The sequence below is a fragment of the Hydrogenophaga sp. GW456-12-10-14-TSB4 genome (assembly GCF_059424305.1).
The window spans coordinates 36,126-53,492 of record NZ_JBWKZH010000041.1 but is presented as its reverse complement, the minus strand read 5'-3'; the positions used below and the strand labels follow the sequence as shown (position 1 = coordinate 53,492).

General features: G+C 57.5%; 15 protein-coding genes. 8 read left to right on the top strand and 7 right to left on the bottom strand.

What is annotated here, in order from left to right:
- Nucleotides 1-257: 257 nt before the first annotated feature.
- The 6 genes from AC07ZS_RS19270 to AC07ZS_RS19245 all read right to left on the bottom strand — a co-directional run bounded on the left by AC07ZS_RS19270 (nucleotide 258) and on the right by AC07ZS_RS19245 (nucleotide 7,531).
- Nucleotides 258-1,163, bottom strand: coding sequence for a hypothetical protein (locus AC07ZS_RS19270; RefSeq protein ID WP_494800137.1), 906 nt, complete (start codon nucleotides 1,161-1,163; stop codon nucleotides 258-260).
- A 130-nt stretch (nucleotides 1,164-1,293) separates the two neighbouring features.
- Complete coding sequence (locus AC07ZS_RS19265; protein ID WP_494800136.1) at nucleotides 1,294-1,698, bottom strand: hypothetical protein; 405 nt, start codon at nucleotides 1,696-1,698, stop codon at nucleotides 1,294-1,296.
- Between the two features lie 89 nt (nucleotides 1,699-1,787).
- Nucleotides 1,788-2,462, bottom strand: a complete 675-nt coding sequence (locus AC07ZS_RS19260) for a hypothetical protein (RefSeq protein ID WP_494800135.1) — start codon at nucleotides 2,460-2,462, stop codon at nucleotides 1,788-1,790.
- 478 nt (nucleotides 2,463-2,940) lie between these two features.
- Complete coding sequence (locus AC07ZS_RS19255) at nucleotides 2,941-5,064, bottom strand: hypothetical protein (protein WP_494800134.1); 2,124 nt, start codon at nucleotides 5,062-5,064, stop codon at nucleotides 2,941-2,943.
- A 506-nt stretch (nucleotides 5,065-5,570) separates the two neighbouring features.
- Nucleotides 5,571-7,019 carry an IS1182 family transposase gene (locus AC07ZS_RS19250; RefSeq protein WP_494800133.1) on the bottom strand — a complete coding sequence of 483 codons (1,449 nt, stop codon included), beginning with the start codon at nucleotides 7,017-7,019 and terminating at the stop codon, nucleotides 5,571-5,573.
- Between the two features lie 116 nt (nucleotides 7,020-7,135).
- Complete coding sequence (locus AC07ZS_RS19245) at nucleotides 7,136-7,531, bottom strand: hypothetical protein (RefSeq protein WP_494800132.1); 396 nt, start codon at nucleotides 7,529-7,531, stop codon at nucleotides 7,136-7,138.
- Nucleotides 7,532-7,617: 86 nt separating this feature from the next.
- Between AC07ZS_RS19245 and AC07ZS_RS19240 the strand changes: the two genes are divergently transcribed.
- The 4 genes from AC07ZS_RS19240 to AC07ZS_RS19225 all read left to right on the top strand — a co-directional run bounded on the left by AC07ZS_RS19240 (nucleotide 7,618) and on the right by AC07ZS_RS19225 (nucleotide 10,597).
- Entirely contained in the window at nucleotides 7,618-8,043 is a 426-nt protein-coding gene (locus AC07ZS_RS19240; protein ID WP_494800131.1) for a hypothetical protein, read from the top strand.
- 123 nt (nucleotides 8,044-8,166) lie between these two features.
- Nucleotides 8,167-8,748, top strand: coding sequence for a hypothetical protein (locus AC07ZS_RS19235; protein ID WP_494800139.1), 582 nt, complete (start codon nucleotides 8,167-8,169; stop codon nucleotides 8,746-8,748).
- 410 nt (nucleotides 8,749-9,158) lie between these two features.
- On the top strand, nucleotides 9,159-9,974 hold the full coding sequence (locus AC07ZS_RS19230; protein ID WP_494800130.1) for a hypothetical protein: 816 nt from the start codon (nucleotides 9,159-9,161) through the stop codon (nucleotides 9,972-9,974).
- A gap of 188 nt (nucleotides 9,975-10,162) precedes the next feature.
- A complete protein-coding gene (locus AC07ZS_RS19225) occupies nucleotides 10,163-10,597 on the top strand; it encodes a hypothetical protein (RefSeq protein ID WP_494800129.1) in 435 nt (144 codons plus the stop codon).
- A 143-nt stretch (nucleotides 10,598-10,740) separates the two neighbouring features.
- Here AC07ZS_RS19225 and AC07ZS_RS19220 read toward each other — a convergent pair whose 3' ends face one another.
- Nucleotides 10,741-11,586, bottom strand: a complete 846-nt coding sequence (locus tag AC07ZS_RS19220) for a hypothetical protein (protein WP_494800128.1) — start codon at nucleotides 11,584-11,586, stop codon at nucleotides 10,741-10,743.
- A 584-nt stretch (nucleotides 11,587-12,170) separates the two neighbouring features.
- On the opposite strand from AC07ZS_RS19220, the gene AC07ZS_RS19215 reads away from it, so the two are divergent.
- The 4 genes from AC07ZS_RS19215 to AC07ZS_RS19200 are packed head-to-tail and all read left to right on the top strand — an operon-like array spanning nucleotide 12,171 to nucleotide 17,367.
- The gene (locus tag AC07ZS_RS19215) at nucleotides 12,171-12,854 is read left to right on the top strand and encodes a hypothetical protein (protein ID WP_494800127.1); all 684 of its coding nucleotides are present in this window, start codon (nucleotides 12,171-12,173) and stop codon (nucleotides 12,852-12,854) included.
- Between the two features lie 7 nt (nucleotides 12,855-12,861).
- On the top strand, nucleotides 12,862-14,856 hold the full coding sequence (locus AC07ZS_RS19210) for a TnsB C-terminal domain-containing protein (protein WP_494800126.1): 1,995 nt from the start codon (nucleotides 12,862-12,864) through the stop codon (nucleotides 14,854-14,856).
- The gene (locus AC07ZS_RS19205; RefSeq protein ID WP_494800125.1) at nucleotides 14,846-15,790 is read left to right on the top strand and encodes a TniB family NTP-binding protein; all 945 of its coding nucleotides are present in this window, start codon (nucleotides 14,846-14,848) and stop codon (nucleotides 15,788-15,790) included. Before AC07ZS_RS19210 ends, AC07ZS_RS19205 begins: the two co-directional genes overlap by 11 nt.
- Entirely contained in the window at nucleotides 15,790-17,367 is a 1,578-nt protein-coding gene (locus AC07ZS_RS19200; RefSeq protein ID WP_494800124.1) for a TniQ family protein, read from the top strand. Before AC07ZS_RS19205 ends, AC07ZS_RS19200 begins: the two co-directional genes overlap by 1 nt.

Sequence of the window (17,367 nt, the reverse complement as noted above, 5' to 3'; positions counted from 1 at the left end):
GCTGGACTGCTCGCATCCTGTCTTCGTACGAATACATGAACTACCTCCTGGTAGTCCAAGTTTTCGTCCGCATCCCCACTGGGTCAGTTTTCAGTGGAAGACAACACTCGTGGCCGATGAGTGCTATCGTAGCCGAGGCTCGAAATGGGCCCAGAGCTACCATCCGTATGCCGAGATCGGCCGCCGCGAAGCCGTCGTTGCGAGCCGCGGCATCCGCTCTGACACACATGCGGCGCAACTGATTCTGGCCCATTTCCTCAGAGACTCCGAGCGCGATGCGGTTGTGCACCGGCCGCCTCGAACATTTCGGGCATTGGTACAGGCGGAACTTTGCCGAACGCTCTGTTCAGGGCGACCCAAGCGCGCTGCTCCATATCGCGCAGTTGGTCCAGAAACTCCTCGTCGTCACGAGGTAAATTCAACTCAGCGCGCAGCGCACCAACTAGAGTGCACAGCGAGCGTTGCACAGTCCGCATCTCACCGAAGGTTGCCCGGTACGCCTCAAAGGCGGCAGGCATTGCCTCAGAGCGAGCGACTTGCTGTACCCGCTTCAATTTATCGATGAATTCTTGGGTTTCCTGGAGAAGTTCACCCAGCCGACGTCGCTCGGCCTCGGGGGCATTCTTCATTCTTGCGTCGTTGAATTGGGCATAGATGCGCAGCGCTTCTGACTCGTTGTGCTCGATCATCTTTGACCTAACTCGTATAGGCTCCATCGCAAGTCGAGCAGGCATGCTTGCAGCCACCGAAAGCAGGAACAACTCGGAGATCTGGCTGGCGAAATCGCGCGAGAGGTGTGCGGCTTCGGACTCTGCGACTAACCAGACCTTTGCGTTCGCTTTCAAGAAGGCTTGTAACGGTTCGGCATCGGTCGAGGTGTCGAGGCCCCTTTGGGTAAGGCCTCCAATCGCCCCCAGTAGCGCATGAGCCTGTTCCACTGCCGCCAAATACACCTCTCTGCGGATGCTCAGCTTACGGTCTTCACGCTTTTCGGATGCGTCGTGCTTCAGCTGTTCAGTCTGCCGCCGGAAGTTCTGCCAATTCGAAATCACGAGCGTGGCGATTGCGACTGAAGCGGTGATGCCGCTGCCGATCAAGCCTGACCAAAAAATCCAAGGTGCGCCTAGCCAGCCATCCGACACGGCATGTACGACTGTGCCCATGATTCCTCCCGAAAATCGTTATTGACTGGAAAACGCGAAAGTGCTCTGAGATTTGGAGCGAATACCCGCCAATAAGCAGTCGTTCATGACCGGCGGCTTCTGGCCGAGGACCGTCATGCGAGGTGCTGTGTCACTTGGCAGATTTTTTTGGTGGTCTCAAGTCGGTCACGGTTTGCGCACTGACATGAAGCGACGTACGGTGAGGATGTCGGTCTGTAGGGTAGTCGCCGCAGTGAGCAAAAATCTCGATGTGGTCCACGAATCCGTTTAAATCGAAGAATAGTGTCGTTGAGGCGCCCGCTTCCAGCTCAATTGAGCGAATCTCCGGGCCGTCGATTGCGACATATCCACTGGCAATCAAGCCCTCCAAAGGAGCCTTTCGGGCAGCGGGCTTGAGCTCAACGAACACGCCGCCTCCGTTCGTGAACTCCCGGTGCGAGACCTTCGCCCCCAGAAGTTGCGACCTCAAGGACTCGACGTATTCAGAAGAGTGCCCCACAAACCACTCGCAGATTGCGCGCTCAAGGTCTTCCAAGACGTCTCCCAATGTCGGCTACTGGCCGATGACCGCCATGCGAGCTGAGGCAGTGGTGGGCCATGAACGAACATCGTCAGGGTTAACTTCTACAAGCTGATCGAATGGCCTGCTCCCGCGAGCTCTTCTTGGTAGTGGGTCAAGGCGTTCAAGAAGAAGCCTCGTCGCTCCTGCGGGACAAAGAGGATCAGCGCGCGCAATGCCTGTCCATCGCGCTCCAGCACTTTGATCGGCGCAAGCAGGCTGTCTGGCAGATGATGGCAAGCAAAGTCGATTCCTTCCAAGTAATCTTCTGCCAACCGCTCAGCAATGAATGCGTTGGTCGGATCGAGCCGCAACGCACTCAGCAAGAGATTTCTCGGGTCGGAAACTTCTTGGGCGGCACGTACGGGAGGAAGCAACGCCAGCCACACATGGGGCCAAGGATCGTCGGGAAAATCCTTGCGCCGTTGCATTAGCGACCTGTAGACAATGGATTCAAGGTAGTCGAACGGCAACCCTGGAACTGGGGATGAGCCGTGTGCTCGGCCTCGCCAGTTGACTGAACGGCACTGAGCATCAATGAGCTCGGCCAGCTCAACTGGCGTTGCATCCCTCAACTGGGCAAGGAAGGGGCGGAGGAATTGATGCACAGCCACCGTCCTTTGCTCCGCTGCAAGTGCTTCCAGGTAGCAGCCATAAAGTGGAAAGCGCACACATAGGTCGGCGTGCTGGTTCCATTGCGCCAGCAGCCTTTGGGCTTCGAGTACTCGTTCAGGATTCATTTTGACTTTGTAGCTCGTGGCGTGAAGGCGATTGCGACGATGTCCGCTTCTGGCCGATGACCGTCATGCTAGCCGAGACTGGCGCGGGCCCCAAGCGGTTCACCGGAACACCTGCGACTGGACCTTAAGAAGATGCCTTCCGACACTGCCAAACGACCACCGATGCAGTCGTCCTGGCGTCCACAACAAGCGCGAGTTGTCGCAACCAAGTTTGAGTGCGCTGCGGACGCGGATACCCCCGGCTCCTGCGATTCGATCGGCGTCACCTCCACTTCCGTTGACTTGCGGCAGTAGAGGAAGTAACGCATTGGGCCGCATCATCCGTTCCACGCTGCGGTCGACGCAGCAACTTGCGCATCGCGTCGATGCACCAAACACCTAGGAGTGCCGCACCCGGCGATACGCCCCGGATGTGCGCAGTTGCCCTAGGGACACTGACCCGATCCGTTTTTCCACTCCGGAACTCGCCTTCCCCGCACTATTTCAGAAGGTTGTAGATGAATACGCAATCCCAATGCACACCGGTCTTCCACTTTTCCTCAACCTCTGTGTTCTGCCAAGCCCAATCCTCATTGGCAGTCTGACCACCAAGCATGATGGAACACTTCTCGCGCGCCGCATCAAACACGCGCTTGTCTTTGCCCAAGTGCAGATAGAGATAGAAAGGGTTCTTCGGCTGGCGACTAGCCAAAACTGCCGCCGCCTTGTCGAGCGCGACGTGCTTCACATCGAGGCGACGAGCAAGCAGGATCTGAATCCCGGTCAGGTGCAAGCGATAGCCCGCCGGGTTCATTGCGGCTTGCCAGTAAATTGCGTCAGGACCGAAACCGTAGCGAGTGGGTACATCACGTTCGGCCGCGGGCACTAGGTCGAGTAGATTTAGCTTTCTCGCGAGGAGGTTCATCCAATACCAATCGGGCCCGCCAGCGTAGCAGGTCATCTGCCCGTCGTCGCAGAACCTGTACACGGTATCGAGAGGTTTTTCTCTCGAGGGTACTGGTTTCGAGTGCCGTGTGAGGTAGTGGAGGTACGCCTTGAGTGACTCCGCGTCTCCCGCCTTGAGCAGGTAGGCCACGTAGCCGTTCATTTGATCTCCCGAAAACGAATCCTTTTGACCCTTCCGCTGCTCGGGAGGGAGAAGGTCTCCTCGGAGGTCTGGAGACCGCCACATGCGCCCTCCGGTGAAGAGAGTCTCAGGACCCGTATGAGGTGTCTGAGCCCTCTTTACAGCTTCACAGCCTTGCTGTTCTCCAGACAAGCACAGCAAGCCTGCATAGATGACCACATCACGGTCACGCCAACCACCCTTTTCATCCTTCGCCGCAGGGAAGACGAATCCCGAGTGGAGCGTGCTCGGCTTGCGCACCGCTTGTGCGGCCTCGAGCGACCGCTTGCGTTCGGCTTCAAGTTCTCGTGACGAGATCCGCCCGGCCTTTGTCGGCACCGCCTTCAGGAGTTTGTGGACATGCGCACGCCACGCCTCCTTGAAATCCCATGAGAGTTCGACACATAGGGACGGCCTTCCCATAGAGTCGCAATAGCGACCTTGAACATGGCCAGTGTTCATGAAAGCCGCCCATTGCGGATCCTTCCGCGCCCAGTCATCAAATTTGTCAGAGCCGACGCCGGACCCCTCAAACGACTTTTCAATCATGTCGACAAGTGCATCGCTGATACCTTTGCCGATGGCGTTCTGCGCCCCACCGACTGAGGCAAGCACTGAACGATCGTCGCAATCAGGATCTACTTTTCCGATTTGCGCTTGGAACTCGAGGGGTCGAGCATGCGGAATCCAGAAGCGAACCTTTGAATTGCATCGCACAGCAAACGAATCGATCCCAATGATCAGACCAAGTGAGGGTGAGTCGTTCGCATAGTCTAGGAAGTCGAGCCGAGTTAACCGGCCAAACCCCATCGCCTTGTTCAGCGAAGATCGAATCGACTCTGCCGCTACTTCCTCAACACTCTCCAAGGGAAGTACCAATCGAATCGGCGTGAGCGCATCCGGGTCAAACTCCACGTGATAGAGGCCAGGCGTTGTGGCCTTGAACTTGGGGAGAGACTTCTCGACCGGTGACGTCCCGTCGTAGCGCAAAAGGCTCGATTCGGCCGTTGTGACGAGGAATGCGCCGTCCACCTTCGCGTTCTTCCTGCGATTGGTGTAGCCGGACTTGCTCCGGACAAATACGGAGTTGCACGCCGTACGGGGTTCCTTCACCCCAGGTTGTATGTCCACGAAGTCGGAGAAGTCGATCCAGCATTGCGCAAACTGTTCACCTGATGTCGTGCAACCGCTGACCTTGCTCAGCGACTGAGCTATGAAGTCCCCCTCTGAGGCAGTGGTGCACGACCTCACGCCTTTCGACTTGCTGTCGCCCCCACTGCCGGTGCGCTTGTTGGCACCAAGGGCTGAGGGGTACGCCTCAGTGTTCACGTACCACTCTTCAGACTCTCCTGGCTGCTCCTCAACGAGTGGCGGCATTGGATCGGGGTTCGCCGAGCCATTGGCATACGCACAACCAATACTTGACGTCATAGCGGCGAGGACATAGAGCCACGCTCGAAGGCGGCCCGGCATTGAAGGCGTCGAGCGAGGCGTCATACTTCCCTCTCGCAAAGTTGCTTTTGGCGGCGGCGAGTCGGTGTCAACGCCGCGACCAACCGTCCCTGATCTTCGGACTTTGCCGCGCGGCGAGTCCACGATCGCCAGAGTGTAGGATTTTGCGAAGAGTGCCGCAACAGGGAGCGGCACTAGGGGGTGGCAGGCGACGGGGCATCAACACGCGCGAGTATGAACAGCCGTCACGGCTACCGTTGGAGCCCGCAAACTGGTCGTCGTTGATTCCTTCCATTCTCTACGACTTGGACTTCCCTTGCTACTGCGGCGGGGAGGGCGCGCTACCGCAAATGGCAGGATTCGGGTACGTCGCGGAAGGTTTGTTACTGGCCGAGGCTGTGTGGAAACGCCTTCGGAGCACCAGTATGCCGAACTGGCGCGCCGTGAGTGCCTGGTAGACCTCAAGGCATCCATTGGTCGTGATCGCGGCTTTGAGGGGTTTGAGACCCGCAACGATGCCGTTGCACGCCGGTTTGGCTGCGTAAAGAGGCTCACGCCCCCACCTGCCGCACCGCCTTCATCGCTATTGTCATGCCCAGGATGGCGATCACCCGCTTGAGGTTGTAAGCCAGCACGTGCAGGCTCATCTCGGTGCTCACATGCGCCAGCGTCTTGGTCAGGAAGTGCGTCGAGCCCATCCAGTGCTTCAACGTACCGAAGACATGCTCCACAGTGCGCCGTCGCAATGTCATGGCATCGGGCTTGTGGTCCAGCCGCTGCTGCGCGCGCTCGATCACCTCTTCGTGTTCCCAGCGCCGGATGCGCCGGAAGCTACTGGTCGTGCACTGCGCCTTCATCGCGCAGCCCGGGCAGGCGCTGCTCCAGTAGAGATGGACATTGAGCCCGTTCTTCTCCAGCGTGCTGAACCGGCAGATGGCCCGTTCGCCCGCTGGGCACAGGTATTCGTCGTCCTTGGCGATGTAGATGAAGTCGCTCTTGTCGAAGCGTCCCTCGGCCTTCGCATTCGATGTCATCGGCTTGGGTACGAAGGCCGTGATGCCCGCGTCCTCGCAGGCCTTGATCTCCGGTCCGTTGAAGTAGCCGCGATCGGCAAAGGCCTGCAGCCTCTTCGTACCCATGGCCTCGCGGGCCGCTCGGGCCATCTTGCTCAGTTGCGCCCGGTCGTTGCCGACGTTCGTCACCTCATGCGCCACGATGAGATGATTTTGAGCATCCACTGCCGTCTGCACGTTGTAGCCCACCAGCCCTGAGCCCTTGGCCTGCGAGACCATGGAGCGCGCGTCGGGGTCGGTGGTGGAGTGCTGCCCATCGGGCTCGCGCTTCAACTGCTCCTGGGTCTCGTCGAGCTGACGCATCTGTGCGCGCAGAGCCCGAATCTTGTCTTGCAGCCGTTCGGTCTTCGCTTCGGCTTCGGCGGGCTGTGTGCGATCAGCCGTCTCCAGCGCGTCCAGGTAACGCTGGATGCTCTGCTCGATCTGGCGCTGGCGGGCTTCAATCTTGCCAGGCGTGAAGTTGCGGTCGCGGCTGTTGACCGCCTTGAACTTGCTGCCATCGATGGCGACGATGGCCTGGGAGAAGAGCTTGAGCTCGCGGCATAAACCAATGAAGCGCTTGCAGACGTTGCGGATGCCTGCGCCGTTGTGGTGACGGAAGTCGGCAATGGTCTTGAAGTCGGGCGACAGGCGACCGGTGAGCCACATGAGCTCGACGTTGCGCTGCGCCTCACGCTCCAGGCGGCGGCTGGACTGGATGCGGTTCAGATACCCGTAGATGTAGAGCTTGAGCAGAACGCTCGGATGGTACGCCGGGCGACCTGTGGCGGCCGGATCCGCACCCTCGAAACCCAATGCGAGCAAATCCAGTTCCTCGACGAAGGCATCGACAACCCGCACCGGGTTGTCCTCTCCGATATAGTCATCAAGACATTCGGGCAGCAAGGTCACTTGCTGGCGGGACTCGCCTTCGATGAATCTCTTCATGGGCCACCTCGCTCCAAACGGATGGCCTGATTTTATTTTTTGAACGGCAAACGCGGAAGTGTTTTCACACAGCCTCGGCCGAATACTGTCGTCTTAAGTTGGTTCGCGTTACACAGTCAGGTCACATTGAAAAACCTTGACCATAGAGCCATTGCAACAAACGCGCAGCCGGAAACCTGTGCGACCGTGTGGCCAAACTTTGTCCACTTCACCCACCTTGCCTCAAATTCACTTTCTGAAACGTGATCTTTTAAATGCAAAAAAACTACCGTCTTCTTTTCGTGCTTCGAAACGACGTACGACGCGAAGAGCGGAAAGATGCTTATCCCGATCACTGTAAGAGCGAGAGTAAAAACCATAGCAAAGTACATGAGCACCCCTTCGCAAAAGTTGCCACCAATCAAAACCGACGTCCGTTTCTGGCCGATGGGTGTCATCGTAGCTGAGGCTCGAAACTGGCCCAAAGCGGCCGTACAGCGGGCCTGGTAGCGGTCACTTCCGTCGATAGTCAAAGGGTGTGGAGAAGACGATTCGCTGAATTCCTGGAGGGAAGGCCAGAATACACACTAGATTTCGGTATGCTTTGGACGTAGTGAAAATGAAACTCGCACCCCACCTTTCAATTTGGTTGATGGCCGGCTTTTTAGCCGCGGGTGCCGCTAACGCTCAAGCGCCGGCGACGCGGTATCTGACTCTGCCTGATGGATCTTCGTATCCGATGCTGGAAGGGGAGACGCCAGAGCACGCCACGGCTGCAGCGTTGGAAAAGTACCCTGAAGCCTTTGGCCTCAAGCCCGCCCTTGCTCTTTTTGATGCCGACTACTTCAACTCTTGTGTACTCAAGGTGATCAATGGTGCCAAGACCACGTTTGCGGCTGCCCAGATACGTGAGGCGTGCAAGCACAAAGCCACTCCTAAGAAATGCCGCTCAGTTGCTACCGTGACTGAACGTGTTAGCTGTGTCCAGTCCTGCAAGGATGCTGGGTACCTTTCCAGTTCGCTTGGCGACTGCAGCAAGGGCTAGGTGTCGCAAGAATCTAGCGAATGATGACTAAGCCGCCATTGCAGCGGAATGCCTTCGGCAGCCGCTGAACTTCAACATTAAGCGTCACCAGAACAACCGCTCCTCGCCGTAACCTTGAATCCAATGTCATCCTCCGCAGAAGAAATTGCCGAGTCCATCTTCAGCGCCTCGACCCCAGTACTACAGATTCATCGCCTCGAAGCCCCGCTTTGGAAGCGGAGGATCGACAAGAACCCTAAGGACGCGCGCATTGGTCCTTGGCTCCAAGCTCAGTACGAGGTGGTCAACGAGAAGGCGTGGAGGGAAAAAGGTGCCTGCTTGTATTTAGCCAAACAGAAGAACGGGCCGGTGCGTTACGTCGGGATCTCGCGCAATGGTGTCAAGCATCGCTGGCGTACGTCGCCCGCGTACGATGCAAACTCAATGAGCCGTCTATCCCAAGATCAGCTCTTCCACAGTCAATGCTGGCGTCACATGCAGGCAGCAGCGTCGGCGAACCCGGCGATTGATGTGGAAGTGCGCACCATCATGCATGGTGCCCTCGCTGCCAAACTTGCAGTTTTGGGGCCGCCGCTCTCTGGCCTTCTTGCTCTGGGCGAGGATGGTGAAGGCATGTGTGCCGCTGTCGAGCGATGGCTCTGCAATCGCAGCAGTGGCGCATTCTTGTCATGGAACACAGCAATGACGGGTCGTACCGCCGGGTGACGCCTCCCTCAAACATTGAACGTCCGCTTCGGAAGTACCCCACCGGCTACTCCTGGCCGATTGCAGCAGTCTAGTCGTGACCGCAGCAATCACCCCCAGTCGCCAACTCCTGAATGTCTGCAACTTGGTGCAGATCGCACGTTCGGAGCGTTAGCTCAGCCGACAGCACCCAGTCTGAAACAGCCCTTGCGGGCGAGGCACTACGCTGACGTGCCGTTGAACGGGATCAACCCGCCTGATGCGCAGGCCAACAGTTCGCCTTACGCGGGCTTGATTGCGACCGCACCCTTGGCATCGATCACCACCTGTTTCTCAGCGGCTAACCGTTCGGTTTTATGCTCGCAGCGGCAGGCGCTACTGCGTTTGCGATCGCTAAACCCTTCACCCCAAATTGCCCTATAGCCCTGCGAATGCCTATCCCCGACTACGAGTACCAAGCTCGCCGTGCCGCCAAAGTGCTCGGCTCGCGCCTCATTCGCGCTGCACTCAACGAAGACACCACGCTGTACGGCTGGGTTGAGTTCGCGCAATGGAGCGCTGCGTCACCGGACCGGCTCGACCGTCAGCACTGGTATGAGGTGCGCTTTAAACCACTGGGCACGCGTGGGAAAGACGTTTGGAGGTCGATGTCACCAAGCTCAGACACGCAACTCAATCGCCTGCACTTCAGCGTGCTGGAACGCACCGCGGCGCACCCCGAAGGCGCAGTCAGTGTGGCCAAGCTCGGGCCCATCGGCCACATCCGCACGGAGCCGAAATCGATAGGCCTGGGGACGTATCTGCGCGACCAGCTAGTTGACTGGGTCGCGAGTCTTCATCCGGACGCGTCCGTCGCGAAAGGTTCTCTGTCATCTGTCGACGGAGGCGCCGACAACCTCGAACGTCGCAACCGCTTCTACTTGAGCGGCAAGTTTCAATTCAGCGTGCAAGTCGACGGCTCGGGAGCATTCTGGGCGGATCGCCTCGACGGCCTGCGGCGGCACACAGAGAACGGCAACGTGGTCGAGCTCGAAAAAGACGATGTGCATCGACTGCTGCAACGGGTGCTCGAGCAGGAGAAGGCCGAGCTGCGGGCAGCCTGCCTCGAGGACAGGTGCGGGCAGCTGCAAATCACGTCGGTTAAGGCCCAGGCGCACATTTTCTGGGCCAAGCTGTGCGCAGTCGCGCTGTTAATGATGCTACTGTTCGCGACCGCGAAGGGCAAGCTCAGTTGGCATCTGTTCTGAGTGACTCTCGATTTGTCGCGTCCAATATGCTGCCTCGATCAGGGCACACCGGGCGGCGATTGGAGCGCGCCGGTGAGCACGTCCCAAGCGCAGGAGGGCATTAAAGTCCTCCCCAACCTGCTGAGGCCAGCCATTCGTTTGCCCTGCTCGACCGCCGACCGGAGGTACTGCTGCGAGCCCTGCGCACCTTGCAGCGATTCCAACCGAAGGAGGCTGACCAGTATCTTCCTGTCATCGCCACACTTAAGGAAGCCGCCACCGACATCGAGATCAACAAGACGAGGAACTGGGCACCCTCGCTCGCGCCGTATTCCACCGCGTTGCCCAACGCGGAAGGAGACGCCAGTGGCCCATCCTCCGCCGCAGCACTCGGCTCTTACTCTGACGCGGTCGGTCGCGAAGTCACCGCCGATCAGGTACAGCGCATTGCACAGCTGCTGCAGGACTACGACATCACCGTCCGCAGGGGATACGGGCGGTATGCCGTCACCGACCCGTTCGTTCAGCAGAATTGGCACCAGCGCGCTGCTGCACCGGCGCCATTCATCCGCAACAGATCTAATGAAAATCCTGCGGCCAGCCTAGAAGGGACCGATGCGCAAGAGCACCATAGTAACCGCTAGGAATCGTCAACCGCCTGACGTCTCGAATTCGAAGTTCCGAAATCGCTCTGCCCCAACATTCCTTTAGAACTAGACGACCCGGTTCCAGCTCTCGAATATGTGGTCCCTATGTACTGACCGCAGCGGTGCAGAAGGCCCTACTACTACCATGCATAAACCCTCCCTATTCGATGAATGATCGCCAAGGCGTCTGGGGGAATAAGAAATCCATTCATGGTGGTGTGAATCACACCGCTCCCTTCGAGGGCTACCTCAACATCCTCGGCCGAAGACTTGATGTTCCTGTCCGTGTAGGTTAATGATTCGAGGGCGACGCCAGTTCCGCGGAACTCGCGCGCCATCTCAACGGTCAGTTCTTTCGGCTGCTGAGCTGTGATGGTACGAACGACGATGTTGACAAACGTCTGGCGCATGGATGTCGGCATCCACTGGATACAGGAGATCGTTTTTACCAGCTCGCATATGGTTGGAACAATCAGCCGGTAAGTGACCACGTCGCAATAGCAATAGGCTTGACGCGAAAGCAGCATCAGCGAAAGCAAGGCGTCCAGACTTCCTTCTTCGTGGAGAGCTTGAAGCATGTCTGGCACTGGGTGCTGCCAGAAATCTGGAGATCCAGAGGACTGCTTAAAAACCAGCTCCAAGACCGCAGGCCTCATCGCCAGTAAGTCCAGAAAGACTTGTTCCAGCATGTAGCTCGGGAAAAGCCCGAGTGCCCTCCAGATTGGGTGGGCCAACCATATCAAGGTGCCTGGGTAGGCTCTTTCGATCCGAACGGCTTCCCCTGGCGTTCCATCAGCACCCTCAATTTCCGGCCAAGGTCGCCCTTCAGCCAAGCACTTGTTAAACAAGGTTGACTCCCGACCTGTCTTCGATGGATCAAAGAGTTTTCGCGCGTGAGTGCTCTTCCCTCCACAGCGAGTGACAACTGCGGTGGCCCAAACGATCACGCGAAAGCGATCGAGATCCGAATACTGATCAACCCCCATCGTCGGCACTCCTTCTCACCATCTGGCTTTCTGTTGGTGAGATTTTTGACCTCACGCTTCTTCCCAAGCAACAGCAAGCGTTCCAGAATCAAAGTCTTCAGCAATCAACTGACGTGTTGTGACTACGTGTGATGATGAAAGAAGAAGTTGAGACTGTGGCGGCCATGACACGGCAGTACGGCAAGGTTTTGTCGGCGGAGGAAGCGCGCACGCTGCTGAAATTCAAGAGCGCCAGCGCGTTTTGGACGGCGCGCAGAAGAGGCCACTTACAGCTTCAACCGATCAGGGTCCCTGGTCGGAAACAGTTCATGTACGCCACAGAGGATGTGGCGCGCCTTCTAGTGCTCTGGAAGGCGAGCTCTCAGGACCCTCCTGGAAAGGAGTCGCCTATGGCCTGAAAGAAAACGGCGAGAGCCCATTGCTGAGCAGCTCGCCGGAAGTTCCAGGAAAACTATTCCAAGAACTGAGTGCCTTAAGTATCTAAGCCTGGAACTCCCGTGTCAAGGCCGCCTTTCGCCAGCGGCTGGGTCTGCTCGCCCTTACTGACGCAATTGAGTCCTCTTCAGGACTCAGAGGAGATTCTCATGCCTTTCAAATCTGAAAAAGTCGACTGGTACACATTGCCATCCGCCGATGAAGTTGAGCAACGCATCGCGGAGATCTTGTCACCCAGGAAGGTGCGCCCCGTCATTACTCGAAGCGGCCACAGGTCCCGTGGTCGGTTTGCATCCAGCCGGTTCAGTCAGACGCGCTACGAGTCTTTGGTGGAGGAGGACGCCCTGCGCATCATGGAGATCGCGTCCGCTGTCCTTGAATGCAGAAGTCACCCATTTGTGCTTGAGCTCATGGATCCAAGCACCGGGCAACAGTTTCACTACACCCCGGATCTGCACGTTGGGCTGCCACACACATCCCTCGTCATTGAAGTGAAAGGCGACTGGCTTCTCAAGCTCGAGAAGCCGCGCGCTTCATTGCTTCGCACGTGCAGGGCGCTTAAGGATTGCGGTGTTCCTTTCGCCGTCATGGCCGAGGAAGACATCAAGCCAAATGGCCTGCAGGAACGGCTCAAAGAACTGTTGCGCAAACGCCCGGTTGGCGCCAAGCGGCAAACAGGTATCGACAAAACGGTGTGGGATCCGATGAGCAGCACCACTCCTACGGCCAACGACCTTCGTCTCTGGCGAGAGGCTCAAGAGGAGTGCAACGCCTTACTGCGGCGCGTGATGGGTCGAGACCCGGAAGAGTTTGTCGAATGCTTCCAAGAGTGAGGTTGTCATGCTCACCCTGCTCAAGAACCAAACCGTCTACCTTGATGACATTGAATATTGCGTCATCAATGGCTCGCCCACCGAAGATACGCTGCTCGAAAACCGAAAGACCGGCGAACGCGTTCGCATCTCAACATACGGCCTGGTCACGAAGTACCTCTCCGGAGATTTCAAAACTGCTGCGCAGCGCAAGGCCTCACTTCGCAAAGTCTTGGCAACGCTACCTGATTCCAGCCGGTTTCAAATGCTGTCCGAACTATCCCGGACGGAGACACACCGCCGAGTCGACTACATCACTCGCCTTGAACGAGCAGGTGCATTTTTCTTGTCGAAGGAAAAGCTCGCGATAGAGATCACCAAGGTCGCCGCTGAGCGAGGTGAGTATCGCGTGCCCTCAACGTCCACGATCTATCGTTGGCAGCGCAAGTACCTTGGGGCGATGAGTGACGTGCGGGCGCTGATTGCCGGCTTTGACTCACAGGGCGGGAAAGGTGAGAGCCGCATCGACCCGATCATTGAACGGTTCATCGATGACGCCATTGAGACGATTGCGCTCGGCCAACGGAGGTCTTCAGCTCAGCACGTTTTTGACGCGGTCCGGCTTGAAGTTGACCGCGCAAACCAAACGCGGGAGGAGGGGCACAAGCTCGCCCCACCTTCGCTTCGAACTGTTCAGCGCCGAGTCTCTCTGGTCTCAGCGCTCGATCTTGAGATCGCTGAAACGTCGCCAGAGTTCGCGAAACGGAAATTCAAGCATCTGCAACTTTCTCGACGGGTGACGAGGATTCTGGAGTTGGTCGAGATCGACCACACGCCAGCCGACATCATCGTCGTGAATGAGGACTTCGAGACCGTGGGCCGTCCAGACATGACGATCGTTCTCGATCGCCGTTCCAGGTGCGTCCTGGGTTTTCATCTCAGCTTGGCAGGCCATGGCGTGCCAGCCGTCTTTGAAGCTCTCAGACACGCACTGCTTCCCAAGGCGTATCTCAAAGATACGTACGCCGAACTGGGTCTGACATGGCCATGCTTTGGGTGGTTTGAACGGGTGTTGATGGACAACGGCCCGGAGTTCCATGCCGAGGCAGTTGCAGATGCGCTGTTGAGCTTGGGAATCGCGACCGAATTCGCACCTAGCCGCGAACCAAATGCCAAGCCATTCGTGGAGCGGTTTAACCGACGGATCAACTACGAGCTCATTCACACCCTGCCAGGTTCAACACTGGATCATCACCACAAGAGAGTGGGATTTGACCCTTACAAGGAAGCAGCTTTCACTCTCGAAGAGCTTGATCGTGCCTGTCACAAATGGATCTGCGAGAAATACCACCGAAGGCCACACAGAGGCCTGGGAGGCCGATCGCCGCTGGAGGTCTGGGAGGAAGGCGCAAAGATCTGCCCACCCCTGCTCAAGATGAACATGGAGGACATCGACATCGAGTTCTGCGAGGTGACGACCAGCAGGGTTCAACACTACGGTATCGATCTCAACAATTTCCGGTACGACTCCAGCCAGCTGCAGAACCTTCGCGCGTGCCTTCCGCGCGATTCAAAGGTCACCGTCAAGTGGGCACGCCGAGACGTCGGTGTCGTTTCGATCTGGGACCCGATCAACCAAGAGTTCTTCAAAGCCCTGAATCGCGAGCCCGACTACAACGGCGTGACGATTGAGCAAGCCAAAGCCCATCGTTCGAACGTCGCATCCGACGGCGCCAAGGCCGATCTCAGCCCCGCCAGGGCCGATGAGGCGGTGCGTGAAATGGCGAACCAAGCCATGAAGGCCACCAAGCATGCGCAGCGGCGCAAGGGCGCGCGCATGGCCAACAAGACCTCCAAGGATTCTCGCGAGCCCTCTTCAGAAACGCAACCTGTGGCCCGCCCGGTACGCACCCGCGATGCGCGCATGTCGACCGTAGATTCTGTGGGCCTGCATCGCGAGGACATTCCCGACGTGGAGGTTGAACTTCCCGCCGACCTGGAGGAGTCGTCCCATGAACACTGATGTGCACGTTGAGGACATTGCACCCACCATCCGCAAACTCAGGGGCTTCTACGGGAGGTTTCCACAGGTGATCAGGATTGAGAAGGGTCTGAAAGGACTGGTGGACTTTCGATGTGTGGAGGAGGAGCCAGCCGGGATGGCCATCATCGGGGAAACTGGCACGGGCAAGAGTACGGTACTTGCCAAGTTCGCCAGTCGGTATCCCAGGATCGAACACCAAGAGTTCACCGAGATCCCGGTGCTTCTGGTCCCAGTACCTGCGAAGTGCACGATCAAGCTGCTCTGCTCACGAATCCTACGCATCATGGGGTCACCCTTTGCAGGCAGGGGGAACGAGGAGGACTTGACCTACCAGCTGCTGACCCTGCTCAAGAAGTGCAAAACTCGTCTGATCATCTTTGACGAGGTTAATCACCTGGCGGACCGCGGGGGCCAGAAGTCCCACTACATGGTGGGCGACTGGATCAAATCGCTCTCCAGCGAATCCAGAGTCCCCATCGCACTGGCTGGTACTCACGCCGCCAAGGTCCTGTGGATGACCAATGAGCAGTTGGGTGACCGCTTCCATGAGGCCATCCAGCTGCGCCCGCTGTCTCACGGCAAGGAGGATCTCACAGAGCTAAAAACTGTGCTCAAAGCATTCTCGTCATTGATTAAGGGCATCGAAATACTTGACTTCCAGAACGACGCCAACGCAGCCGCGATGGCCATGGCCAGCGGCGGGCGCCTGCGCAACATCCGGGCCCTTTTCGTCAGGGCTGTGGAGATCGGCTCTCGCAAGAGTGGTTCGCCCAAGCCTGGCGAGGTCTTCGCACAAGCTTTTCGTGAGTGCGTCTTCACGGACAGTCCTGACGAACGAAATCCCTTCACAAGCAAGTTCAATGGCAAGGCTCTATCTGGTACCGGTGAGCCGTACGCGCCCAGGAGTCAATGATGGCGCAGTACAACCCGTCACATACGGATTCGCAATCGCTGATCTACAGGCCGCTCAAGGCAGACGAGTGGAACGACACCTACCTTATGGATGTGGCTCATGATCATGGCATCAAGCGACCGTCATGGAACGACGTGAACCGGATACGACATCGCACAAAGACCACAAAGTTAACAGCTCCGCGAGATCAAAATCAGGTCCGCATGGTGAACTCAGGGTACCCCCTGTACGCAGGTATCCCCGCTCCCGATTGGGCGGCATATTCTCGGTTTTCTCCACCTCGATACTGCCCACACTGCCTTGTCGACGATGGTTACTTTCGAGCGAGATGGCGATTGACTGGCTACCACATCTGTTCTCGTCACAGTTGCTTCATACAGCGCGATCCGCAACTTTTCCTGGTACCCGGCAGCCGCACACCGAAGTTCGGGAGGACTCCCAGCCAGATGAGTGAGGGTGAGTTTTTTGAAGGCGCAAAGTACTGCACTCCACAGGAGCTGAGAATCCATCAAGCCGTCTGGGGGGATTTCGAGCAACGCGTTTGCGGGTCGATGCCCTCGACGCTTGAGAGCGCAGAAGCTAGCTCGCAGGCAGCATGGTCCATGTTGACCTGGTCACTCATTGACTACGTGGCGCGAATGGATTGCTACCAGTTGAGCAAGAGAAAGTTCATAGGCTCGGTAGAAAACATCGCGGAATATTTTCAGTCGAACAACCGCGAAGTCGGTGCGTCACACGCCGGGGTACTTGCTTTCTTTCGAGACCTGAAAGAATACCGAGCATATGCGGGCGGCATGCGACATATTCAGCGGATCAACGATCTTGAAAAGCAGAAGCCATCGCTGGCGTCAAGTATTGATCTTGAGCTCCTCCTTCAAGCCATCTTGGCCGGTCGCCCTGAAATCGATATAAGGCCTAGGGCAGGTGCCAAGTGCTTTGTTCGAGATGATCGACTTGGCATGAGCGTGGCCCAGTTCAGCGAAATTCTGGGCGTCAGTAGCCGCACCGCTATTCGGTGGGCCCATTTAGGGATGATACGGACCGAGGATCGTTCCAACACTTCGCACGCTCGATTACGTTTCGTTCCGTCAGAGGAGGTGAGGACACGTCTTCACCTTCGTCGGTCATTGCTCACAAGGGAAGAGTTCTGCAAAGTGAACGCTCTTGATGAGGACACGGGCCATATGCTCTACAACGCAGGAGTCTTGCAGACTATCGAATACGCACGGTGTCGATATGTCACGAAGGAGAGCGCAAGCAACTTGATGCTCAAGCTTGAGCTGCAGTGCGAACCCTTGGATGAACAGGAAGCCAAGTTCAAGTGGCCCCTCTTCGGTCCTGAAGTGAAAAGAGTGGCGACATCCAGAACCATAGAACGTATGTTGTTGTTGGAGGCTGCAATGACTGGGGAAATTCGGCTGTTCCGTTCGCTGAACAGGCCCGGCTTGTCTTCATTCTTCGTGGGGGTAGATGGCTTGGCTTGGCTGCGTCGTCGCGTCAGCCACCTTCGAAGCAAGAACTTGAAATTCGCCGCGAAGAGAGCCGCTGGAGGCGAGAACCTGTTTCAGGATCACTGA

Excerpts from the sequence above, each read along its gene's own strand:
- AC07ZS_RS19270 (WP_494800137.1), bottom strand. The coding sequence starts at position 1,163 with ATGGGCACAGTCGTACATGCCGTGTCGGATGGCTGGCTAGGCGCACCT.
- AC07ZS_RS19260 (WP_494800135.1), bottom strand. The coding sequence starts at position 2,462 with ATGAATCCTGAACGAGTACTCGAAGCCCAAAGGCTGCTGGCGCAATGG.
- AC07ZS_RS19255 (WP_494800134.1), bottom strand. The coding sequence starts at position 5,064 with ATGACGCCTCGCTCGACGCCTTCAATGCCGGGCCGCCTTCGAGCGTGG.
- AC07ZS_RS19250 (WP_494800133.1), bottom strand. The coding sequence starts at position 7,019 with ATGAAGAGATTCATCGAAGGCGAGTCCCGCCAGCAAGTGACCTTGCTG.
- AC07ZS_RS19240 (WP_494800131.1), top strand. The coding sequence starts at position 7,618 with ATGAAACTCGCACCCCACCTTTCAATTTGGTTGATGGCCGGCTTTTTA.
- AC07ZS_RS19235 (WP_494800139.1), top strand. The coding sequence starts at position 8,167 with ATGTCATCCTCCGCAGAAGAAATTGCCGAGTCCATCTTCAGCGCCTCG.
- AC07ZS_RS19230 (WP_494800130.1), top strand. The coding sequence starts at position 9,159 with ATGCCTATCCCCGACTACGAGTACCAAGCTCGCCGTGCCGCCAAAGTG.
- AC07ZS_RS19220 (WP_494800128.1), bottom strand. The coding sequence starts at position 11,586 with ATGGGGGTTGATCAGTATTCGGATCTCGATCGCTTTCGCGTGATCGTT.
- AC07ZS_RS19215 (WP_494800127.1), top strand. The coding sequence starts at position 12,171 with ATGCCTTTCAAATCTGAAAAAGTCGACTGGTACACATTGCCATCCGCC.
- AC07ZS_RS19210 (WP_494800126.1), top strand. The coding sequence starts at position 12,862 with ATGCTCACCCTGCTCAAGAACCAAACCGTCTACCTTGATGACATTGAA.
- AC07ZS_RS19205 (WP_494800125.1), top strand. The coding sequence starts at position 14,846 with ATGAACACTGATGTGCACGTTGAGGACATTGCACCCACCATCCGCAAA.
- AC07ZS_RS19200 (WP_494800124.1), top strand. The coding sequence starts at position 15,790 with ATGGCGCAGTACAACCCGTCACATACGGATTCGCAATCGCTGATCTAC.